The sequence below is a fragment of the Marichromatium gracile genome (assembly GCF_004343155.1).
Taxonomy (GTDB): domain Bacteria; phylum Pseudomonadota; class Gammaproteobacteria; order Chromatiales; family Chromatiaceae; genus Marichromatium; species Marichromatium gracile.
In genome coordinates, this window is record NZ_SMDC01000013.1 from 58,951 (window position 1) to 77,677 (window position 18,727).

Here is an 18,727-nt window from a genome sequence, read left to right on the forward strand (position 1 = left end):
TAGATCCAAGATGAAAGCTGGACTCGGTGGCCTGCTCAAGCAGGCGCAGAAGATGCAGGAAGAGATGCAGCAGGCGCAGGCGCGTCTGGCCGAGGAAGAGGTGACCGGCGAGGCCGGTGGCGGTATGGTCAAGGTGACCATGAACGGCAAGTACCAGGCCAAGCGTGTCGAGATCGATCCCTCGCTGCTCGGCGACGACAAGGAGATGCTCGAGGACCTGATCTCCGCGGCGATCAACGACGCCACCCAGCGCGTCGCCGAGAAGATGAAGGAGACCATGTCGTCGGTGACCGCCGGCATGCCGCTGCCCCCGGGCATGAAGTTCCCCTTCTGAGCCCGTTGGTCGAGCGCGCATGAGCGAGCGGGCCCTGCTCGATCAGCTGATCGATGCGCTGCGCTGTCTGCCCGGGGTCGGGCCGAAGTCGGCGCAGCGCATCGCCTTCCACCTGCTCGAGCGTGATCGTGAGGGCGGGGCGCGGCTGGCGCGGGTGATGGCCGAGGCGATGACCCGCATCGGCCACTGTGATCGCTGCCGCACCCTGACCGAGCGCGAGCGCTGTGCGATCTGCGCCGATCCCCGTCGCGATGCCGGATTGCTGTGCGTGGTCGAGCAGCCCTCCGAGGTCGTCGCCATCGAACAGGCCACCGACTTCGGCGGGCGCTATTTCGTCCTCGGCGGGCGGCTCTCGCCGCTCGACGGCATCGGTCCGGCCGAGCTCGGGCTCGACCGGCTCGAGGCGCTGCTGGCCGAGGGCGGGGTGCGCGAGCTGGTACTCGCCATCAGCCCCACGGTCGAGGGCGGAGCGACGGCCCAGTTCGTCGCCGAGCTGGCCGCGGCGCAGGGTGTTGCGGTCACCCGGATCGCCCAGGGCGTGCCCCTGGGCGGCGATCTGGACGCGCTCGACGGTGGCACCCTGGCGCTCGCCCTTGCCGGGCGCCGCGCCTTCTGAAGGGACCGGCGGGCCAGTGCCGCGCCGGTCATCCGCCCCGAGCGGGGCGATATCTCGATCTTGGGAGCGAACATCAGGATGACCGATACCATCTTCGGCAAGATCGCCCGTGGTGAAATCGAGGCCGACCTCGTCTACGAGGACGAGGACGTCGTCGCCTTCCGCGACCTCAACCCGCAGGCGCCCACCCATCTGCTGGTGATCCCGCGCAAACCGATCCGGACCCTCAGCGAGGCCGGTGCGGAGGATGCCGAGCTGCTCGGCAAGTTGTTGCTGGTCGCCGCCAAGGTGGCCGAGCAGGCCGGGATCGCCAAGGGTGGCTATCGCACCGTGATCAACTGCAACGCCGGTGCCGGGCAGACGGTGTTCCATCTGCACCTGCATGTGCTCGGTGGTCGCGCGCTGCAATGGCCGCCCGGCTGAGGGCGATGGGCTGACGGGAGGTGGCGTCGCGTCACACCGCCGACTGGCGGGCGCGTGGCGACGGTTCGTCCCTCTCACTCTATGCCGGCGCGCGTCGAACGGGTAGCATTGCCGCTCGACAGGGTGGTCGTCCGCGCTGCAGCGGCCGGCGGGACTACAGCATGGAGACCTGGGGGCGCGAGACGCTCGAGATCACACTATGGCAGCGAATCCACAATCGCTCGAAGGTGAGGCCGCAGCGGCCTTCGAGCTCAAGGCGGCGGGGTTCACCCTGCCGATCTTCAGACTGCTCGGTGACGACATGGAGGCCGTGGCCAATCAACTCAGCGCCAAGGTCGGCCAGGCCCCCGATTTCTTCCGCAACACCCCGATCGTGATCGATCTCGGCGACTTTGCCGGCGGCGAGGTCGAGTTCCCGTTGTTGGTGGGGCTGCTGCGTGGCTACGGGATGATCCCCTTCGGTGTGCGCGGCGGCAGCAAGGCGCAGCACGCCAGCGCCGAGACCATGGAGCTGGCGGTGCTGGGCGAGACCTATTCTCGTGCCGCGCGTCCGAGTCCCGCCAACGCCGAGAACGCCGAGCGTGCCGCCGCCGATGAGGCGGTCCACGCCTCGATGCTGGTGGCCCGTCCGGTGCGCTCCGGACAGCGTCACTATGCCGCCGGCGGCGACCTCTCGGTGGTCGGGGCGGTCAGCTCCGGGGCCGAGTTGATGGCCGACGGCAACATCCATGTCTACGGCCCGCTGCGCGGTCGCGCGATGGCGGGTGTCAACGGTGACCTGGAGGCGCGAATCTTCTGCCAGGACCTGCAGGCCGAGCTGGTCGCCATCGCCGGCCACTACCGGGTGAGCGAGAACATCCCCGCCGAGCTGCAGGGGGTCCCGGTGCAGATTTTTCTCGATCAGAAGATCCTGCGCATCGAGAAACTGTGAATCGATCCGGGGACCGACAAACGGAACACTCCCCATTAGGAGGCTGCAACTTTGGCGAGAATCATCGTAATCACCTCGGGTAAGGGCGGGGTCGGCAAGACGACCACTGCTGCTGCGCTGGCCATGGGGCTGGCCCTGAAGGGTAAGCGCACGGCGGTGGTCGACTTCGACGTGGGACTGCGCAACCTCGACCTGATCATGGGTTGCGAGCGACGTGTCGTCTACGACTTCGTCAATGTCATCAAGGAGGAAGCAACCCTCAACCAGGCGCTGATCCGCGACAAGCGCAGCGACCATCTCTATATCCTCCCGGCCTCGCAGACCCGCGACAAGGATGCGCTGGCCAAGGATGCGGTGGGCCGGGTGCTCGAGGAGCTCTCCGACAGCTTCGACTTCGTCGTCTGCGACTCGCCCGCCGGGATCGAGCATGGCGCGACCATGGCGATGTACTATGCCGATGACGCCATCGTGGTCACCAATCCCGAGGTCTCCTCGGTGCGTGACTCCGATCGCATGCTCGGCATCCTGTCGAGCAAGTCGCGCCGCGCCGAGAACGGCGATGAGCCGATCCGCGAGCACCTGCTGCTCACCCGCTACGATCCGCGTCGGGTCGACAACGGCGACATGCTCAGTGTCGAGGACGTGCAGGAGATCCTGTCGCTGAGCCTGATCGGGGTGATCCCCGAGTCCAAGGCGGTGCTGAGCGCCTCCAATGCCGGTATCCCGGTGATCCTCGACCATGACAGTGATGCCGGCCAGGCGTACGCTGACACGGTATCGCGCTATCTTGGGGAGGATATCCCGCACCGCTTCACCGAAGCGGAGAAGAAGGGCTTCCTGAGCCGTCTATTCAAAGGGTGACCCATGGGCCTACTCGACTACTTCCGCTCCTCGCAGCCGAAGGGCTCCGCCAACGTTGCCAAGGAACGGCTGCAGATCCTGGTGGCGCACGATCGAGCCGCACGCGACCGTCCCTCCTATCTGCCCAAGCTGCAGCAGGAGATCATCGACGTCATCCGCAAGTACGTCGATGTCGACATGAACGCGGTCTCGGTGAACTACGAGCAGGAAGACGCCCACGAGGTGCTGGAGCTCAACATCGTGTTGCCGGAGGCGGCGCAGCAGCGGCTGGCGCCCTGAACGCGCCCGCCGCTGTTGCCTGCCGAAGCCTCAGTCCGCGTCCCCGAGCAGGCGCTCGAGGATGCCGGCGTAGACGTCGCTGAGCAGGTCGAGTTCGTCGACCCCGACGCATTCGTTGACCTGGTGGATGGTGGCGTTGCGCGGGCCGAGCTCGACCACCTGGGCGCCGCTCGGGGCGATGAAGCGCCCGTCTGAGGTGCCGCCGGCGGTCGACAGCTCGGTGGCGATGCCGCAGTGCTCGGCGATCGCCGCGCGCGCGGCCTCGACCAGGGCGCCGCTGGGGGTGAGGAAGGGTTCGCCCGAGAGTCGCCAGTCGAGCGTGTAGTCGAAGCCGCCGGCGTCGAGGATGGCGCCCACCCGGCGTTGGATGGTGGCGGCGTCGAGTTCGGTGGAGAAGCGCAGGTTGAACTGTGCGCAGAGCTCGCCCGGCACCACGTTCTCTGCCCCGGTGCCCATGTTCAGGTTGGCGATCTGCAGGCTGGTCGGCGGGAAGTGCGCGTTGCCCTGGTCCCACACCTCGGCGACGAGATCGGCCAACGCCCGGGCGCTCTCGTGGAAGGGGTTGCGCGCCAGTGCCGGATAGGCGACGTGTCCCTGCTTGCCACGCACCTTGAGAAAGCCGCTGATACTCCCCCGTCGACCGTTCTTGATGGTGTCGCCGAGCCGTGCGCTGCTCGAAGGTTCGCCGACCAGCGCATAGTCGATGCGCTCGCCGCGCGCCCTGAGCCGGCGCATCACCTCCACCGTGCCTGCGGTCGCAGGCCCCTCCTCGTCACTGGTGATCAGCAGCGCGATCGAGCCGTGGTGATCGGGATGACGCGCGATGAACGCCTCCAATGCGCAGACGAAGGCGGCGATCGAGCCCTTCATGTCCGCCGCGCCACGCCCGTAGAGCAGGCCGTCGCGGATGCTCGGCTCGAAGGGGGGCGAGTCCCACTGCTCGAGCGGCCCCGGCGGCACCACGTCGGTGTGCCCGGCGAAGCAGAACAGCGGCCCCTGGTCGCCGCGACGAGCCCAGAGGTTGGTGACGCCGTCGCAGGGCATCGTCTCGATCCGGAAGCCGAGCGCGGTCAGACGCTCGGCGAGCAGCTGCTGACAGCCCTGGTCGTCGGGGGTGACGGAGGGGCGGGCGATCAGCTCGTGGGCGAGCTGTAGGGTGGGGGAGAGGGTCATTGCTGGAACCAGGTCTCGTAGTCCGTGGCGCTGAAACCGACCCGGATGGTCGCGCCGTGCTCGAGCAGTGGGCGGCGGATCAGGGTGGGGTGGGCGAGCACCAGCGCGCGGGCGCGCGTCGTGTCGAGATCGGCGCGCTGCTCGGGCGGGAGCTGGCGCCAGGTCGCCGAGCGGCGGTTGATGAGCTGCTCCCAGCCGAGCGTCTCGAGCCAGGTGTCGAGCCGTTCGGGGTCGATGCCGTCTGCGCGCAGATCGTGGAAGCGATGATCGATGGCACGCGCCTGCAGCCAGGCGCGTGCCTTGCGTACGGTATCGCAGTTGGCGATACCGTAGAGCACGATGGTCATCAGATGTCGCGCAGCAGCTCGTTGATGCCGACCTTGCCGCGGGTCTTCTCGTCGACCTGCTTGATGATCACCGCGCAGTAGAGGCTGTGGCTGCCGTCCTTCGCGGGCAGACTGCCGGGGACCACCACGGCGCCGGGCGGCACCCGGCCGAAGCAGATCTCGCCGGTCTCGCGGTTGTAGATCTTGGTGCTCTGGCCGATATAGACGCCCATCGAGATCACCGCGCCCTCGCCGACGATCACGCCCTCGACGATCTCCGAGCGCGCGCCGATGAAGCAGTTGTCCTCGATGATGGTGGGCGCAGCCTGCACCGGCTCGAGCACACCGCCGATGCCGACGCCGCCGGAGAGGTGCACGTTCTTGCCGATCTGCGCGCAGGAGCCGACCGTGGCCCAGGTGTCGACCATGGTGCCGGAGTCGACATAGGCGCCGATGTTGACGTAGGAGGGCATCAGCACGCAGCCGGGGGCGATGTAGGCGCCCTTGCGCGCGGTTGCCGGCGGCACCACGCGCACCCCGCCGGCGCGGAATTCGCGCGAGTTGGCGTCGGCGTACTTCGAGGGCACCTTGTCGTAGTAGTTGGTGAAGCCACCCTTCATGAACTCGTTGTCGGTGATGCGGAAGGACAGCAGCACCGCCTTCTTCACCCAGTCGTTGACCACCCAGTCGCCGTCGCGCTTCTCGGCCACGCGCAGCTCGCCGCGGTCGAGCCGCTCGATGGTGTCCTGGATGGCGTCGCGCACATGGGTCTCGACCGCGCGCGGGGTGATCTCGGCGCGGCGCTCGAAGGCCTCGACGATGATGGATTGTTGCTCGGTCATGGGTTCGGTTCTCTCGTTGCTGAAGGTTGGAACGGATTCGGTCGGGTGCGCCGGGTCACAGTCGCGCGAGACAGCGGCGGATGCGTCGGGCGGCGTCGCCGCACTCGTTGAGCGGGGCCACCAGGGCGAGACGGATACGCCGCTCGCCCGGGTTGTGGCCATCGACGGTGCGCGAGAGGAAGCTGCCCGGCAGCACGGTGACGTGCTCCTCGGCATAGAGCCGGCGCGCCAGCTCGGTGTCGCTGATCGGGGTCTCGGGCCAGAGATAGAAGCCCGCTTCGGGGAGACTGAGCGGGAGCGCGCCGTCGAGCACCTCGGCGACGGCGGCGAACTTCTCGCGATAGCGCGCGCGATTCTCGCGCACGTGCGTCTCGTCGCGCCAGGCGGCGATGCTCGCGTGCTGATGGTGCAGCGGCATGGCGCAGCCGTGATAGGTGCGGTAGAGGAAGAAGCGCTCGATCACCTCGGCGTCACCGGCGACGAAGCCCGAACGCAGCCCCGGCGCGTTGGAGCGCTTGGAGAGGCTGTGGAAGACCACGCAGCGCGAGAAGTCGGGGTTGCCGATCGCCGCCGAGACCTCCAGCAGCCCAGGCGGTGGCGCCTGTTCGTCGAGATAGAGCTCGGAGTAGCACTCGTCGGAGGCGATGACGAAGTCGTGGCGGTGTGCCAGGGCGATCAGCTCGGCCAGGGTCTCGCGGTCGGCCACCGCGCCCGTGGGGTTGCCCGGTGAGCACAGATAGAGCAGCTGACAGCGCTCCCAGGTCGCCGCATCGACCGCCGAGAAATCGGGCAGGAACCCGGTCTCGGCGGTGCAGGGCAGGTAGCACGGCTCGGCGCCGGCGAGCAGCGCCGCGCCCTCGTAGATCTGGTAGAAGGGGTTGGGCATCAGCACCAGCGGGGCCGGTGTGGTGCGCTTCACGCAGGCCTGGGCGAAGGCGAACAGCGCCTCGCGGGTGCCGTTGACCGGCAGCACCTGATGCTCCGGGTCGACCGTCGCGCCGAGGGCGAAGCGCTGGCCGAGCCAGTCGGCGATCGCCTCGCGCAACGTCGGCAGCCCGCGGGTGGTGGGATAGCCCGAGAGTCGGTGCAGGTGCGCGATCAGCGCCTCGCTGACCAGGCTCGGCGTGGGGTGCTTGGGCTCGCCGATCGAGAGTGCGATGTGATCGCGGTCGACCGGCGGCTCCAGCCCCTGCTTGAGGGCCGCGAGACGCTGGAAGGGATAGGATTGGAGACGGTCCAGATCCGGGTTCATAGGGACAAGAGGCCTGCTCGCCGACGGGCCGCATGGACACGTTGGGCGCTGGGAAAAAGCGTCTAGTATAGGCCAAGGGCGGGGGCGGCTCCATGGGGGCGCCGCCGTCAGCGGATTGAACCGCAAAGCCGCCAAGGACGCGAAGGGGAAAGCGGCCAGCGGTCAGCGGTTAGCCACCAGCGGTCAGCCACCAGCCACCAGCCGCCAGCCGCGAGCGGCGTCGCCGCCCCGCCGGTCCGTGGTGTCCTCGCGAGGCCAGCTCTGCCCTTCTTGCCCTTCGGCCCCTTGGCGTCCTTTGCGCCTTTGTGGTTCAAACTCTCGCTGGCCGCCTGGGTCAGCGCTCGTCCCGAGTGTGTTGTTCGAGACGCTTGCACACCTCGCGGCGCAGGCAGGCGAGGGCGTTCTCGCAGGTGATCGGGGTGTCGTCGGTGTCGGTGATGAAGAAGACGTCGTCGACTTCGGCGCCGACGGTGGCGATCTTGGCGTTTTGCAGCCGTACCCCGCAGTCGCGGAACACCGCGCCGACCTCGGCGAGCAGGCCGGGGCAGTCGAGGGTGCTCAGACGCATGATGGTGCGGCGGTTGGGCTCGTCGGTGGAGAAGCTCACCCGGGTGTCGACCGGGAAACAGCGGTGACGGCGCGGCAGCGTGCGCGCGACGCGGATCTCGCTGTCCTCCTCGTGCCGCAGCTCCTCGGTCAGCGCGGTGCGGATCTCTTCCATGCGCAGTGCGCCGTCGACCGGGTTGCCGCCCTGGTCGAGCACCTGGTAGCTGCTCACCGCCATGCCGTCGTCGGTGGTCATGACTCGCGCGTCCATGATGCTCAGTCCGAGCTGGTCGAGCATGGCGGTGGTGCGACCGAACAGGTTGGTGCGGTCGGCGGTGTAGATGAAGAGTTCGCTGGCTCCGCGCGCGGTCACCGGGCGGATCACCGTCAGCGGCAGGGTCTCGGGGGCGGAGCAGAGGATCTGGCGACTCTGCCAGGCGATCTCGTCAGGCGAGTTGTGGAGGAAGAAGTCGAAGCTGAACTTGCTCCACAGCCGGCGGCAGGCCTCGGGGTCGGCGCCGTAGCGCGCGACCAGTCGCAGCGCCTCGACCTGTTTCTGCTGGATCAGTTCGTCCTGCGCCTGGGGGTTGTCGAGTCCGCGCAGCAGGGCACGACGGGTGCCGTGATAGAGCTCGCGCAGCAGCGCGTCCTTCCAGCCGTTCCAGCGTTCGGGGTTGGTGGCGCGGGCATCGGCGACGGTGAGCAGGTAGAGATAGTCGAGCCGGTTGGGGTCGCCGATGCGCTCGGCGAAGGTCTGGATCACCTCGGGGTCGCTGATGTCCTTGCGCTGGGCGGTCATCGACATCACCAGGTGGTTCTCCACCAGCCAGGACACCAGACGGCTGTCGAAGGCGCTGAGGCTGTGCTGCTGGCAGAAGTCCCAGGCGTCGCGGGCGCCGAGCTGGGAGTGATCGCCGCCGCGCCCCTTGGCGATGTCGTGGAACAGCCCGGCGAGATAGAGCAGTTCGATCTTGGGGATGCGCCGGGCGATGGCGCTGCACAGCGGGAACTCGGCGTCGTGCTTGGGGATGGCGAAGCGCCGCAGGTTGCGGATCAGGGTGAGGGTGTGCTCGTCGACGGTATAGACGTGGAGCAGGTCGTACTGCATCCGCCCGACGATGTTGGCGAAGGCGGGGATATAGGCGGCGAGCACGCCGTAGCGGTTCATCCGTCGAAACGCGTGGGTCAGTCCGTTGGGCTCGCGCAGGATCTCCATGAACAGGCTGCGCGCGCGCAGGTCGTTGCGGAAGCGGGTATCGATGCGGTGATGGTTCTCGCGGATCAGGCGAATGGTGCTGGCGCGGATGCCTTCGAGCTCGGGACGGGTCTGGAGCAGGTGGAAGACCTCGAGCAGCGCCAGCGGGTAGCGCTGGAAGACCCGTGAGTTGACCACCTCGAGATAGCCGCTGCGCGACTGGAAGCGACGGTTGATGGGGATGGGCGGGCCGAGCGCGTCGCGCAGCAGGATCGCCTCGCGAAATAGCTGCAGCAGCATCTCGTTGAGACGATTGAGCTCCTGCACGGTACGGTAGTACTGCTGCATGAACTGCTCGACGGCGAGGTTGTTGGGGCCGTCGCAGAAGCCGAAGGCGTGGGCCAGGGCGCGCTGGTGGTCGAACAGCAGTCGGTCCTCGCGACGCCCGGCGAGGCGGTGCAGCGAGAAGCGGATGCGCCACAGCAGCGCCTGGCCCTCGATCAGGGTGTGGTACTCGGCCTCGGTGAGGAAGTCGTGGCGGACCAGGTCGTGGAGTGTCCTGGCGGCGAAGTGGCGCTTGGCCACCCAGGCGATCATCTGGATGTCGCGCAGCCCGCCGGGATTCTCCTTGATGTTGGGCTCGAGGTTGTAGGCGGTGCCGCCGTATTTCTCCCAACGCGCCTGTTGCTCGGCGGTCTTGGCGGCGAAGAAGCGGGCGCTGTCCCAGAGCTGGGCCGGGCTGGTGACCTCGAGCATGCGGGCATAGAGCGCGCTGCCGCCGGCGAGCAGGCGCGCCTCCATCAGGTTGGTCATCACGGTGACGTCCTGATCGGCCTCGCGCACGCAGTCATCGATGCTGCGCACGCTGTGCCCGACCTCGAGTCCGATGTCCCACAGCAGGGTGAGCAGGATCTCGAGCTGGGTCGAGAGGCGGGACTCGGCGTCGGGCGCGACCAGGATCATGATGTCGACGTCGGAGGCCGGTTGCAGCTCGCGTCGGCCATAGCCGCCGACGGCGACCAGCGCCGCGCTCTCGGTGTCGCCGAGATGCTCGGTCCAGAGGTCGCGCAGCACGCCGTCGATGAGGTCGCTGTGGGCGAGCACCAGTTCGGTGACCGGTGCGCCCTGGTCGAAGCGGCTGTAGAGCGACTCGCGCCCGGCCCTGAGTCGTTCCCGGTAGCTGTCGATGCGAGCGCGGTGCGGCTGCGGGTCGGGCGTCTGGGGTGGGGCGGGGGTGGGCGCGGTGTCGCTCATGGCTTCAGTCCTCGCGCTCCTCGCGTCTCAGGGTGAGGATCTCGCTGCCGTCGCTGGTGACCAGCAGGGTGTGCTCCCACTGTGCCGAGAGGCTGCGATCCTTGGTGACCACGGTCCAGCCGTCGGGGAGCTGCTTGATGTGGCGCTTGCCGGCGTTGACCATCGGCTCGATGGTGAAGATCATCCCCTCGCGCAGCTCCAGGCCGGTGCCGGGCGAGCCGTAGTGAAGGATCTGCGGGTCCTCGTGGAAGCCGCGCCCGATGCCGTGACCGCAGTACTCGCGCACCACCGAGAAGCCCTTGCCCTCGACGAAGCGCTGGATGGCGTGGCCGATGTCACCGAGGGTGGCGCCGGGGCGCACCTGGTCGATGCCGACGAACAGCGCCTCGCGGGTGACGTTGACCAGGCGGCGGGCGAGGATCGAGGGCTCGCCGACGAAGAACATCTTGCTGGTGTCGCCGTGGAAGCCGTCCTTGATGACGGTGACGTCGATGTTGACCACGTCGCCCTTCTTGAGGCGCTTGTTGCCGGGGATGCCGTGGCAGACCTGGTGGTTGACCGAGGTACAGATCGACTTGGGGAAGCCGTGATAGTCGAGCGGCGCGGGGATCGCCTGCTGCACCTCGGTGATGTATTGGTGACAGATGCGGTCGAGCTCTTCGGTGGTCACGCCGGGCTGGACGTGCGGCTCGATCATGTCGAGCACGTCGGCAGCGAGCCGGCAGGCGACACGCATCTTCTCGATTTCTTCTGGGGTCTTGATCGGCACACTCATCGGCTGGTCGCTGGAGTCCAGGTAAAAATGATAATCGGTTTCTTCAGGGGGCCATCGGCCAGGTGCCGGGTGCGGGCTTGTGTCGGCGGAGGACGCCCGGGCTCGGACGAGCCGGAATGGCGAGGCGCCGGGGACCGTTCACGCCGTCCCCGGGAACACCGCGATGCCTCGGCAGCGCGGGACCGAATGTATCGGTAATTGCTCGTAGTGAGCCGCCTATGCTATAAAATGCGGCGCGTTGCCGCAAACTGCATGGACCCTTCGCCCGTTCATGTGAGGGTGCGAGGCAGGCTTGCCAAGCGAAAGACTGCGGTTTTTCGCTGTCGTTTTTCAGGTCAAACCTCCAAGATACGCGCCGGTCGCGATTGACTCTCGCGCACGGGCCTTGTGTCCGTCGTCCGAGATCGTCCGCCGAAACCACTGCTCACACACGCGTCGACACATGCGACTGGGTGCCTGCCTGGCAGGTTGTCGCGTGGGATGCGTGGAGGCCCAACCCGATATCACAGGAAGCAATACCTTGAGCAAGATCACGATGCGCCAGATGCTGGAAGCCGGTGTCCACTTCGGTCACCAGACCCGGTACTGGAACCCCAAGATGGCCCCCTTCATCTTCGGCCACCGCAACAAGATCCACATCATCAACCTGGAGAAGACCCTGCCGCTGTATGAAGAGGCGGTCAACTTCATGGGTTCGCTGGCCGCCAACGGCGGCAAGATCCTCTTCGTCGGCACCAAGCGCGCCGCGCGCGACGTGCTCAAGGAAGAGGCAGCGCGTTGCGGGATGCCCTACGTCAACCACCGTTGGCTCGGCGGCATGCTCACCAACTTCAAGACCATCCGTCAGTCGGTCAACCGCCTGAAGGAGCTTGAGGCGATGTTCGAGGATGGCTCGATCGAGCGCTTCAACAAGAAGGAGGCCCTGGGCCTGTCGCGCGAGCGTGACAAGCTCGAGCAGAGCATCGGCGGCATCAAGAACATGGACGGCCTGCCCGACGCCATGTTCGTGATCGATGTCGGTCACGAGAAGAACGCGGTCAACGAGGCCAACAAGCTCGGTATCCCGGTCATCGGCGTGGTCGATACCAACAACGAGCCGAGCACCGTCGACTTCGTCATCCCCGGTAACGACGACGCCCTGCGCGCCGTGCGTCTCTACATCACCGGCGCCGCTGACGCCATCCTCGACGGGCGTGATACCGCCGCGGCGATGGTCGGTCGCGACGAGGTCGAGCCGGTCGCAGCCGAAGAGGCTGGCGCGGAGTAAGGCCCGCGCGGCCGCTTGGCTGCGCATCCGCACCAGGCGCGCCGGGGCTCCGGCGCGCCACAGATTCCCTGGGCCCGCCGTCATCCATGATGACGGCGGGCCCTTTCCGAGATCCCGAATTCAATCGCCCGCAGGGGCGGCAGAGGTAGCTTAGACATGGCGATTACCGCGGCATTGGTGAAGGAACTGCGCGAGCGCACCGGCGCCGGCATGATGGAGTGCAAGAAGGCGCTGGTCGAGAGCAACGGCGACATCGAGGCAGCCATCGAGGCGATGCGCAAGTCCGGCCAGGCGAAAGCGGCGAAGAAGTCCGGCCGTACCGCGGCCGAGGGTGTGGTGATGGTTGCCATCGCCGAGGACGGCAAGCGCGGCGTGCAGCTCGAGGTCAACTGCGAGACCGACTTCGTCGCCAAGGACTCCAACTTCGAGGCCTTCGCCGAGGCCGCCGTGGCCACCGCGCTGAACAGCGACGCGGCCGATATCGAGGCGCTCGCCGCGCTGCCGCTCGCCGGTGATGCCGAGACCACCGTCGAGGGCGCACGCGCCGCGCTGGTGGCCAAGATCGGCGAGAACATCCAGCTGCGCCGTCTGGTGCGTTTCGACGACGTCGAGGGTGCCCTCTACAGCTACAGCCACGGCGCGCGTATCGGCGTGGTGGTCGAGCTGGTCGGCGGCGACGCCACCCTGGGTCGCGACATCGCCATGCACGTGGCCGCCAGCAAGCCGCTGTGCGTGAGCGCCGAGCAGGTGCCCGCCGAGACCCTCGAGAAGGAGCGCGAGATCTTCAAGGCACAGGCGCTCGAGAGCGGCAAGCCCGAGGCGATCGTCGAGAAGATCATCGAGGGCCGGGTGCGCAAGTACCTCGAGGAGATCACCCTGCTCGGTCAGGCCTTCGTCAAGGATCCCGACCAGTCGGTCGAGAAGCTGCTCAAGCAGGCCGGCGCTCAGGTGCGTCGTTTCTCGCGCGTCGAGGTCGGCGAGGGCATCGAGAAGAAGACCGAGAACTTCGCCGAAGAGGTGATGGCTCAGGTTCGCGGCAGCTGATCGTCTGCTGTATCCTGACCGACACTGAAGAAACGCTTTCCCCGACCGCAACCCTGACGAGGTATACCGGGCATGACCGCCGCCGCCCCAGCCTATCGACGCATTCTGCTCAAACTCAGTGGTGAGGCGCTGATGGGTGGGGGAGGACACGGTATCGACCCGGATATCCTCGAGCGCTTTGCGTGCGAGGTCCGCGACCTGGCGGCCGATGGTGTCCAGGTCGCGCTCGTCATCGGCGGGGGCAACATCTTCCGTGGCGCCGGTCTGGCGGCGCGGGGCATGGATCGCGTCACCGGCGACCAGATGGGGATGCTGGCGACGGTGATGAATGCCCTGGCGATGCAGGATGCGCTCGAGCGCCTGGAGGTCTCCTGCCGGGTGATGTCGGCGCTGAAGATCAACCAGGTCTGCGAGGACTACATCCGTCGGCGCGCCATGCGCCATCTCGACAAGGGGCGGGTGGTGATCTTCGCCGCCGGCACCGGCAATCCCTTCTTCACCACCGATTCGGCGGCCAGTCTGCGCGCGATCGAGGTGGGCGCGGAACTGCTGGTCAAGGCGACCAAGGTCGACGGCATCTATTCCGCCGACCCGGTCCAGCACCCCGACGCGGTCTTCTACAGCCGGATCAGCTACGATCAGGCGCTGCGCGAGGGTCTCAAGGTCATGGACACGACGGCGATCGTGCTCTGTCGGGACCATGGAATGCCACTGCGTGTAATGAACATCAACGAGTCGGGTGCCCTGCTGCGGCTGGTCCGCGGCGAGGACATCGGCTCGCTGGTCGTAAGCGGGAACTAACATGATCGACGATATCAAGAAAGACGCTGCAGAACGCATGGCCAAGAGCGTCGAGGCGCTGTCGCACGAGCTGGCGAAGATTCGCACCGGTCGTGCCCACCCCTCGCTGCTCGATCACGTCATGGTCTCCTACTACGGCTCCGATGTGCCGATCCGTCAGGTCGCCAACATCAACGCCGAGGATGCCCGCACCCTGAGCGTGGTGCCCTGGGAGAAGAACCTGGTGCAGGCGATCGAGAAGGCGATCATGCAGTCCGATCTCGGCCTCAACCCGAACTCCGCCGGCACCGTGATCCGCGTACCGATGCCGCCGCTCACCGAAGAGCGTCGTCGCGATCTGATCAAGGTCGCTCGCAGCGAGGCCGAGCAGGCGCGCGTGGCGATCCGCAACATCCGTCGCGACGCCAACAACGAGCTCAAGGAGCTGGTCAAGGAGAAGATGATCTCCGAGGACGACGAGCGTCGTGGTCAGGAGATCGTGCAGAAACTCACCGATCAGAACGTCAAGGAGATCGATGTCGTCCTCGCCGAGAAGGAAGAGGACCTGATGTCGATCTGACCAGGGGCACGGTGCCAGCCTGTTCAAGTATTGTGGAAACTGTAACGTCTCCCGGCGTCGTCGCCGCCCCCGAGACCCCGGTGCCCGCTCATGTCGCCATCATCATGGACGGCAATGGGCGCTGGGCAAAGCGGCGAGGAATGCCGCGTACAGCTGGTCACCGCGAGGGCGTCAAGAGTGTGCGCGCGGTGGTCGAGGAGAGCGTGCGTCGGGGTGTCGGAACCCTCACCCTGTTCGCCTTCAGTAGCGAGAACTGGCGCCGCCCGCCCTCCGAGGTCAACATCCTCATGGAGCTGTTCATGAGTGCGCTGCGCGGCGAGGTCCGGCGGCTGCACCAGCACGATGTGCGGTTGCGGGTGATCGGCGAGCGCGTCGCCTTCTCCGAGCGGCTCCAGCAACGCATCGCCGAGGCCGAACAGCTGACCGCTGAGAATACCGGTCTCAATCTGCAGGTGGCGGCCAATTACGGCGGGCGCTGGGACATCACCCGCGCTGCGCGCCAACTGGTCGCCGATGTCCAGGCCGGGTCGCTCGATCCCGACAGTATCGACGAGACGGCACTCGCCGAGCGTCTCTCCTTTCCCGATCTCCCCGAGCCCGACCTCTTCATCCGCACCGGCGGCGAGCAGCGTCTGAGCAACTTCATGCTCTGGCAGTCGGCTTACTCGGAACTCTTCTTCAGTCCGGTGCTGTGGCCGGACTTCGATGCCTCGGCCTTTGCCGAGGCGCTCGATTTCTACGCCGGCCGCCAGCGCCGTTTCGGCCGCACCGGCGAGCAGGTCGAGGCACTGAGCGCGGTCGGCCGCTATGGACGGGGTTGATTGCATGGCCGTTGCAACGACAAGCGCGCTGCGCCAGCGCACACTCACCGCGTTGGCACTGGTGCCGCTGGTCATCGGCGCGGTGCTGTGGCTGCCGACGCCACTGTTCGCGCTGGTCCTGGCCGGGGTGATCGGGGTCGGCGCCTGGGAGTGGGCGGCGCTCGCCGGCGTCGCCGGTCAGCGCCTGCGGGCGCTCTATCCGCTGCTGGTGGGCGGCGCCATGGCGCTGCTCTGGCCATTCCCTCAGGGGTTGTTCTGGCTCGCCATCGCCAGCGCGCTGTGGTGGCTGTGGCAGACCCGCCGACTGTTGTCGATGCGCCGGATCGTCCCGGCCGCTGGCGTCGACGGGCGGCTGTTGGCCGTCGGGCTGCTGGTGCTGGTTGCGCCCTGGGCTGCGCTGGTGACACTGCACGACGCCCCCGGTGGGCCGGCGCTGGTGCTCTTCCTGCTCTTCGTCATCTGGAGCGCCGATACCGGCGCCTATTTCGCCGGTCGGCGCTGGGGACGGACCAAGCTCGCCCCGGTGCTCAGTCCCGGCAAGACCCGCGCCGGCGTCTACGGCGGCGTCCTGGGGGCGGTGCTGTGCGCACTGGTGTTCGCCTGGCTCCAGGGGCTCGCGCCGCTGCATGGGCTCCTGCTGTTGTTGATCAGCGCCGCGACCGCGCTGATCTCGGTGGCCGGGGATCTCTACGAAAGCCTGCTCAAGCGCCGCTGTGGCGCAAAGGACTCGGGCCAGCTCCTGCCCGGTCACGGTGGCATGCTCGATCGTATCGACAGCCTGACCGCGGCCGCGCCCCTGTTCCTGTTGGGCACCACCTTGATCGGAGTTCGATAAGTGATAGGCGTGACCGTACTTGGCTCGACGGGGTCGATCGGGGTCAGCACGCTCGACGTGCTCGCCCGCCATCCCGACCGTTTCCGGGCCGTGGCCCTGACCGCCAACACCGATGCCGAGCGCATGGCCGAGCAGTGCCGCGCGCATCGCCCGCTGTTTGCGGTGATGGTCGATGCCGCCGCCGCCGCGCGGTTGCGCGCGCTGCTCGCCGACATGCCCGACCGGCCCGAGGTGCTCGAGGGCGTCGAGGGGCTCGAGCAGGTTGCGGCGATGCCCGAGGCCGACTATGTGATGGCCGCGATCGTCGGTGCCGCCGGGTTGCGCCCGACCCTGGCCGCCGCGCGCGTCGGCAAGCGGGTGCTGCTCGCCAACAAGGAGTCGCTGGTGGTCGCCGGCGCGCTGCTGATTCAGGCCGTCGCCGACAGCGGCGCCGAGCTGCTGCCGATCGACAGCGAGCACAACGCCATCTTTCAGTGCCTGCCGGCGAACTTCGCCGACGGGCTCGAACGCGTCGGCGTCGAGCGCATCCTGCTCACCGCCTCCGGCGGACCCTTCCGCGACTGGCCGCTCGAGCGCCTCGCCGGCGTCACCCCGGAGCAGGCCTGCGCCCACCCGACCTGGGCGATGGGGCGCAAGATCTCGGTCGATTCGGCGACCATGATGAACAAGGGGCTGGAGGTGATCGAGGCCTGCTGGCTGTTCGGTACCGATACCAGTCGTATCCAGGTGGTGGTGCACCCGCAGAGCATGATCCACTCGCTGGTGCAGTACACCGACGGCTCGGTGCTCGCCGAACTCGGCAATCCCGACATGCGCACCCCGATCGCCCACGCCATGGCCTGGCCCGAGCGCTTCGCCTCCGGGGTCGAGCCGCTCGACCTGTTCGCCGTCGCCCGGCTCGATTTCCAGGCCCCGGACTTCGAGCGCTTCCCCTGTCTGGCGCTGGCCTTCCAGGCCGCCGAGCAGGGGGGGACCGCCCCGGCGGTGCTCAACGCCGCCAACGAGGTGGCGGTGGCCGCCTTCCTCGACGGGCGCATCGACTTCCCCGGCATCGCCGCCGTGGTCGGCGGTACCCTCGAGGCCATCCCCAACGTCTCGGTCGAGGGCGTGGACGTCGCCTTCCTGCTCGAGGTCGATCGTCAGGCGCGCGAGCGCGCGGAACTGTTCGTCAGACAGCGGGTCAGCTAGTCGCATATGGACCTCCTCTTCACCATCGCCGCTTTCATCGTCGCCCTCGGGATCCTCATCGCGGTCCACGAGTTCGGTCACTTCTGGGTCGCGCGACGGGTGGGGATCAAGGTCCTGCGCTTCTCCATCGGCTTCGGTCGGCCGCTGTTGCGCTGGCGGCGCGGCGCCGACCAGACCGAATACGTGATCGCCGCCATCCCGCTCGGCGGCTATGTGCGGATGCTCGACGAGCGCGAGGAGGCGGTCGACGAGGCCGAGCTGCATCGCGCCTTCAACCGTCAGCGGCTGTGGAAGCGCAGCGCGGTGGTGGTCGCCGGGCCGCTGTTCAACCTGCTCTTTGCGGTACTCGCCTACTGGGGGCTGTTCGTCGCCGGTGACACTGGGCTGCGCCCGGTGATCGGCGAGGTCGCCGCCGAGTCGGTGGCCGAGCAGGCCGGTTTCGCGCCTGGGGACGAGTTGCTGCGCATCGGTGACCGCCCGGTGCAGAGCTGGGAGACGGCGCTGTTCGCGCTTACCGCCGAGGCGCTCGAGGGTGGGGCGGTGGCGGTCCAGGTGCGCGAGAAGGACGGTGCCGAGGCGGCGCGCGTGTTGCCGGCCGCGGCCCTGGCCTCGATCGCCGAGTCGCCCGATCTGGTCGGCCAGCTCGGGCTCGAGCCCGAGCGCCCGCGGGTGGCGCCGGTGATCGGTCGGGTGGTGGCCGGGGAGCCTGCCGAGCAGGCCGGGTTCATGCCGGGGGATCGCATCCTCAGCGCCGACGGCACCGCCATCGCCGGCTGGCGCGATTGGGTCGACTGGGTGCGTGAGCGTCCGCAGACACCGATCGCCGTCGAGATCGTGCGTGCTGGTGAGCCGCTGTCGCTGACGGTGATCCCGCGTGCGGTGGAGGATGCCGAGGGCGGGCGTACTGGGCGCATCGGCGCCGGCGTGGAGATGCCCGAGGACCTGATGGCCGACTATCGTGTCGAGGTCCACTACGGGCCGATCGAGGCACTGGTCAAGGCCGCCGACAAGACCCTGGACACCAGCGTGATGATGCTCAAGGTGGTCGGGCGGATGCTGGTCGGCCAGGCCTCGGTGGAGAACCTCAGCGGCCCGATCACCATCGCCGAGACCGCCGGACGGACCGCCAGCTACGGGCTCGATGCCTTCGTCAAGTTCCTCGCCGTGGTCAGCATCAGTCTCGGCGTGCTCAACCTGTTGCCGATCCCGATGCTCGACGGCGGCCATCTGGTCTACTTCCTGATCGAGTGGGTCAAGGGCAGTCCCGTCTCCGAGGGCGCCCAGGTGCAGGCGCAGAAGGTCGGTCTGGTGCTGCTGGCGGGGTTGATGTCGCTCGCCTTTTACGTCGATCTCTCCCGGCTCTTTGGCTAGACCCGCTCGATCCCTTATACTAGCGCCCCTCGAC

At 67.7% G+C, this 18,727-nt stretch carries 20 protein-coding genes; 14 read left to right on the forward strand and 6 right to left on the reverse strand.

Annotated elements, in window-relative coordinates; all coding sequences use genetic code 11:
• Positions 1-10: 10 nt before the first annotated feature.
• The 6 genes from EDC29_RS15035 to minE all read left to right on the forward strand — a co-directional run bounded on the left by EDC29_RS15035 (position 11) and on the right by minE (position 3,444).
• Positions 11-334, forward strand: coding sequence for a YbaB/EbfC family nucleoid-associated protein (locus tag EDC29_RS15035; RefSeq protein ID WP_062275538.1), 324 nt, complete (start codon positions 11-13; stop codon positions 332-334).
• A 19-nt stretch (positions 335-353) separates the two neighbouring features.
• Positions 354-950, forward strand: a complete 597-nt coding sequence (recR, locus tag EDC29_RS15040; RefSeq protein WP_123140426.1) for a recombination mediator RecR — start codon at positions 354-356, stop codon at positions 948-950.
• A 78-nt stretch (positions 951-1,028) separates the two neighbouring features.
• Positions 1,029-1,373: a histidine triad nucleotide-binding protein gene (locus EDC29_RS15045; RefSeq protein ID WP_123140425.1), complete on the forward strand. Its 345-nt coding sequence runs from the start codon at positions 1,029-1,031 to the stop codon at positions 1,371-1,373.
• A gap of 199 nt (positions 1,374-1,572) precedes the next feature.
• Positions 1,573-2,304, forward strand: a complete 732-nt coding sequence (gene minC / locus EDC29_RS15050) for a septum site-determining protein MinC (protein ID WP_123140424.1) — start codon at positions 1,573-1,575, stop codon at positions 2,302-2,304.
• 51 nt (positions 2,305-2,355) lie between these two features.
• Positions 2,356-3,165 (forward strand): septum site-determining protein MinD, encoded by an 810-nt coding sequence (gene minD / locus EDC29_RS15055; protein WP_123140423.1) that lies wholly within the window; start codon positions 2,356-2,358, stop codon positions 3,163-3,165.
• 3 nt (positions 3,166-3,168) lie between these two features.
• Positions 3,169-3,444 (forward strand): cell division topological specificity factor MinE, encoded by a 276-nt coding sequence (gene minE / locus EDC29_RS15060; RefSeq protein WP_005220349.1) that lies wholly within the window; start codon positions 3,169-3,171, stop codon positions 3,442-3,444.
• 30 nt (positions 3,445-3,474) lie between these two features.
• On the opposite strand, the gene dapE is transcribed toward minE, so the two are convergent.
• From dapE to map, 6 genes are all read right to left on the reverse strand, one after another.
• Positions 3,475-4,617, reverse strand: coding sequence for a succinyl-diaminopimelate desuccinylase (gene dapE, locus EDC29_RS15065; protein ID WP_123143072.1), 1,143 nt, complete (start codon positions 4,615-4,617; stop codon positions 3,475-3,477).
• Complete coding sequence (locus tag EDC29_RS15070) at positions 4,614-4,967, reverse strand: ArsC family reductase (RefSeq protein WP_123140421.1); 354 nt, start codon at positions 4,965-4,967, stop codon at positions 4,614-4,616. The genes dapE and EDC29_RS15070 overlap by 4 nt, the downstream gene beginning before the upstream one ends.
• Complete coding sequence (gene dapD / locus EDC29_RS15075) at positions 4,964-5,785, reverse strand: 2,3,4,5-tetrahydropyridine-2,6-dicarboxylate N-succinyltransferase (RefSeq protein WP_123140420.1); 822 nt, start codon at positions 5,783-5,785, stop codon at positions 4,964-4,966. Before dapD ends, EDC29_RS15070 begins: the two co-directional genes overlap by 4 nt.
• Before the next feature lie 55 nt (positions 5,786-5,840).
• Positions 5,841-7,037, reverse strand: coding sequence for a succinyldiaminopimelate transaminase (dapC, locus tag EDC29_RS15080; RefSeq protein WP_132230540.1), 1,197 nt, complete (start codon positions 7,035-7,037; stop codon positions 5,841-5,843).
• Between the two features lie 334 nt (positions 7,038-7,371).
• Entirely contained in the window at positions 7,372-10,032 is a 2,661-nt protein-coding gene (glnD, locus tag EDC29_RS15085) for a [protein-PII] uridylyltransferase (RefSeq protein WP_123140418.1), read from the reverse strand.
• A gap of 4 nt (positions 10,033-10,036) precedes the next feature.
• Positions 10,037-10,807, reverse strand: coding sequence for a type I methionyl aminopeptidase (gene map, locus EDC29_RS15090; RefSeq protein WP_123143076.1), 771 nt, complete (start codon positions 10,805-10,807; stop codon positions 10,037-10,039).
• A 535-nt stretch (positions 10,808-11,342) separates the two neighbouring features.
• Between map and rpsB the strand changes: the two genes are divergently transcribed.
• From rpsB to rseP, 8 genes are all read left to right on the forward strand, one after another.
• On the forward strand, positions 11,343-12,074 hold the full coding sequence (gene rpsB, locus EDC29_RS15095; RefSeq protein WP_123140432.1) for a 30S ribosomal protein S2: 732 nt from the start codon (positions 11,343-11,345) through the stop codon (positions 12,072-12,074).
• A gap of 156 nt (positions 12,075-12,230) precedes the next feature.
• Positions 12,231-13,118 carry a translation elongation factor Ts gene (tsf, locus tag EDC29_RS15100; RefSeq protein WP_132230541.1) on the forward strand — a complete coding sequence of 296 codons (888 nt, stop codon included), beginning with the start codon at positions 12,231-12,233 and terminating at the stop codon, positions 13,116-13,118.
• A gap of 72 nt (positions 13,119-13,190) precedes the next feature.
• The gene (pyrH, locus tag EDC29_RS15105; RefSeq protein WP_123140415.1) at positions 13,191-13,919 is read left to right on the forward strand and encodes a UMP kinase; all 729 of its coding nucleotides are present in this window, start codon (positions 13,191-13,193) and stop codon (positions 13,917-13,919) included.
• A gap of 1 nt (position 13,920) precedes the next feature.
• Positions 13,921-14,478, forward strand: a complete 558-nt coding sequence (gene frr / locus EDC29_RS15110) for a ribosome recycling factor (protein ID WP_123140414.1) — start codon at positions 13,921-13,923, stop codon at positions 14,476-14,478.
• 80 nt (positions 14,479-14,558) lie between these two features.
• Positions 14,559-15,299 (forward strand): polyprenyl diphosphate synthase, encoded by a 741-nt coding sequence (gene uppS / locus EDC29_RS15115; protein WP_223806158.1) that lies wholly within the window; start codon positions 14,559-14,561, stop codon positions 15,297-15,299.
• Positions 15,300-15,303: 4 nt separating this feature from the next.
• A complete protein-coding gene (locus tag EDC29_RS15120) occupies positions 15,304-16,134 on the forward strand; it encodes a phosphatidate cytidylyltransferase (protein WP_132230542.1) in 831 nt (276 codons plus the stop codon).
• Complete coding sequence (ispC, locus tag EDC29_RS15125; RefSeq protein WP_132230543.1) at positions 16,135-17,322, forward strand: 1-deoxy-D-xylulose-5-phosphate reductoisomerase; 1,188 nt, start codon at positions 16,135-16,137, stop codon at positions 17,320-17,322.
• Positions 17,323-17,328: 6 nt separating this feature from the next.
• Positions 17,329-18,693: an RIP metalloprotease RseP gene (rseP, locus tag EDC29_RS15130; protein ID WP_123143256.1), complete on the forward strand. Its 1,365-nt coding sequence runs from the start codon at positions 17,329-17,331 to the stop codon at positions 18,691-18,693.
• Positions 18,694-18,727 lie beyond the last annotated feature (34 nt).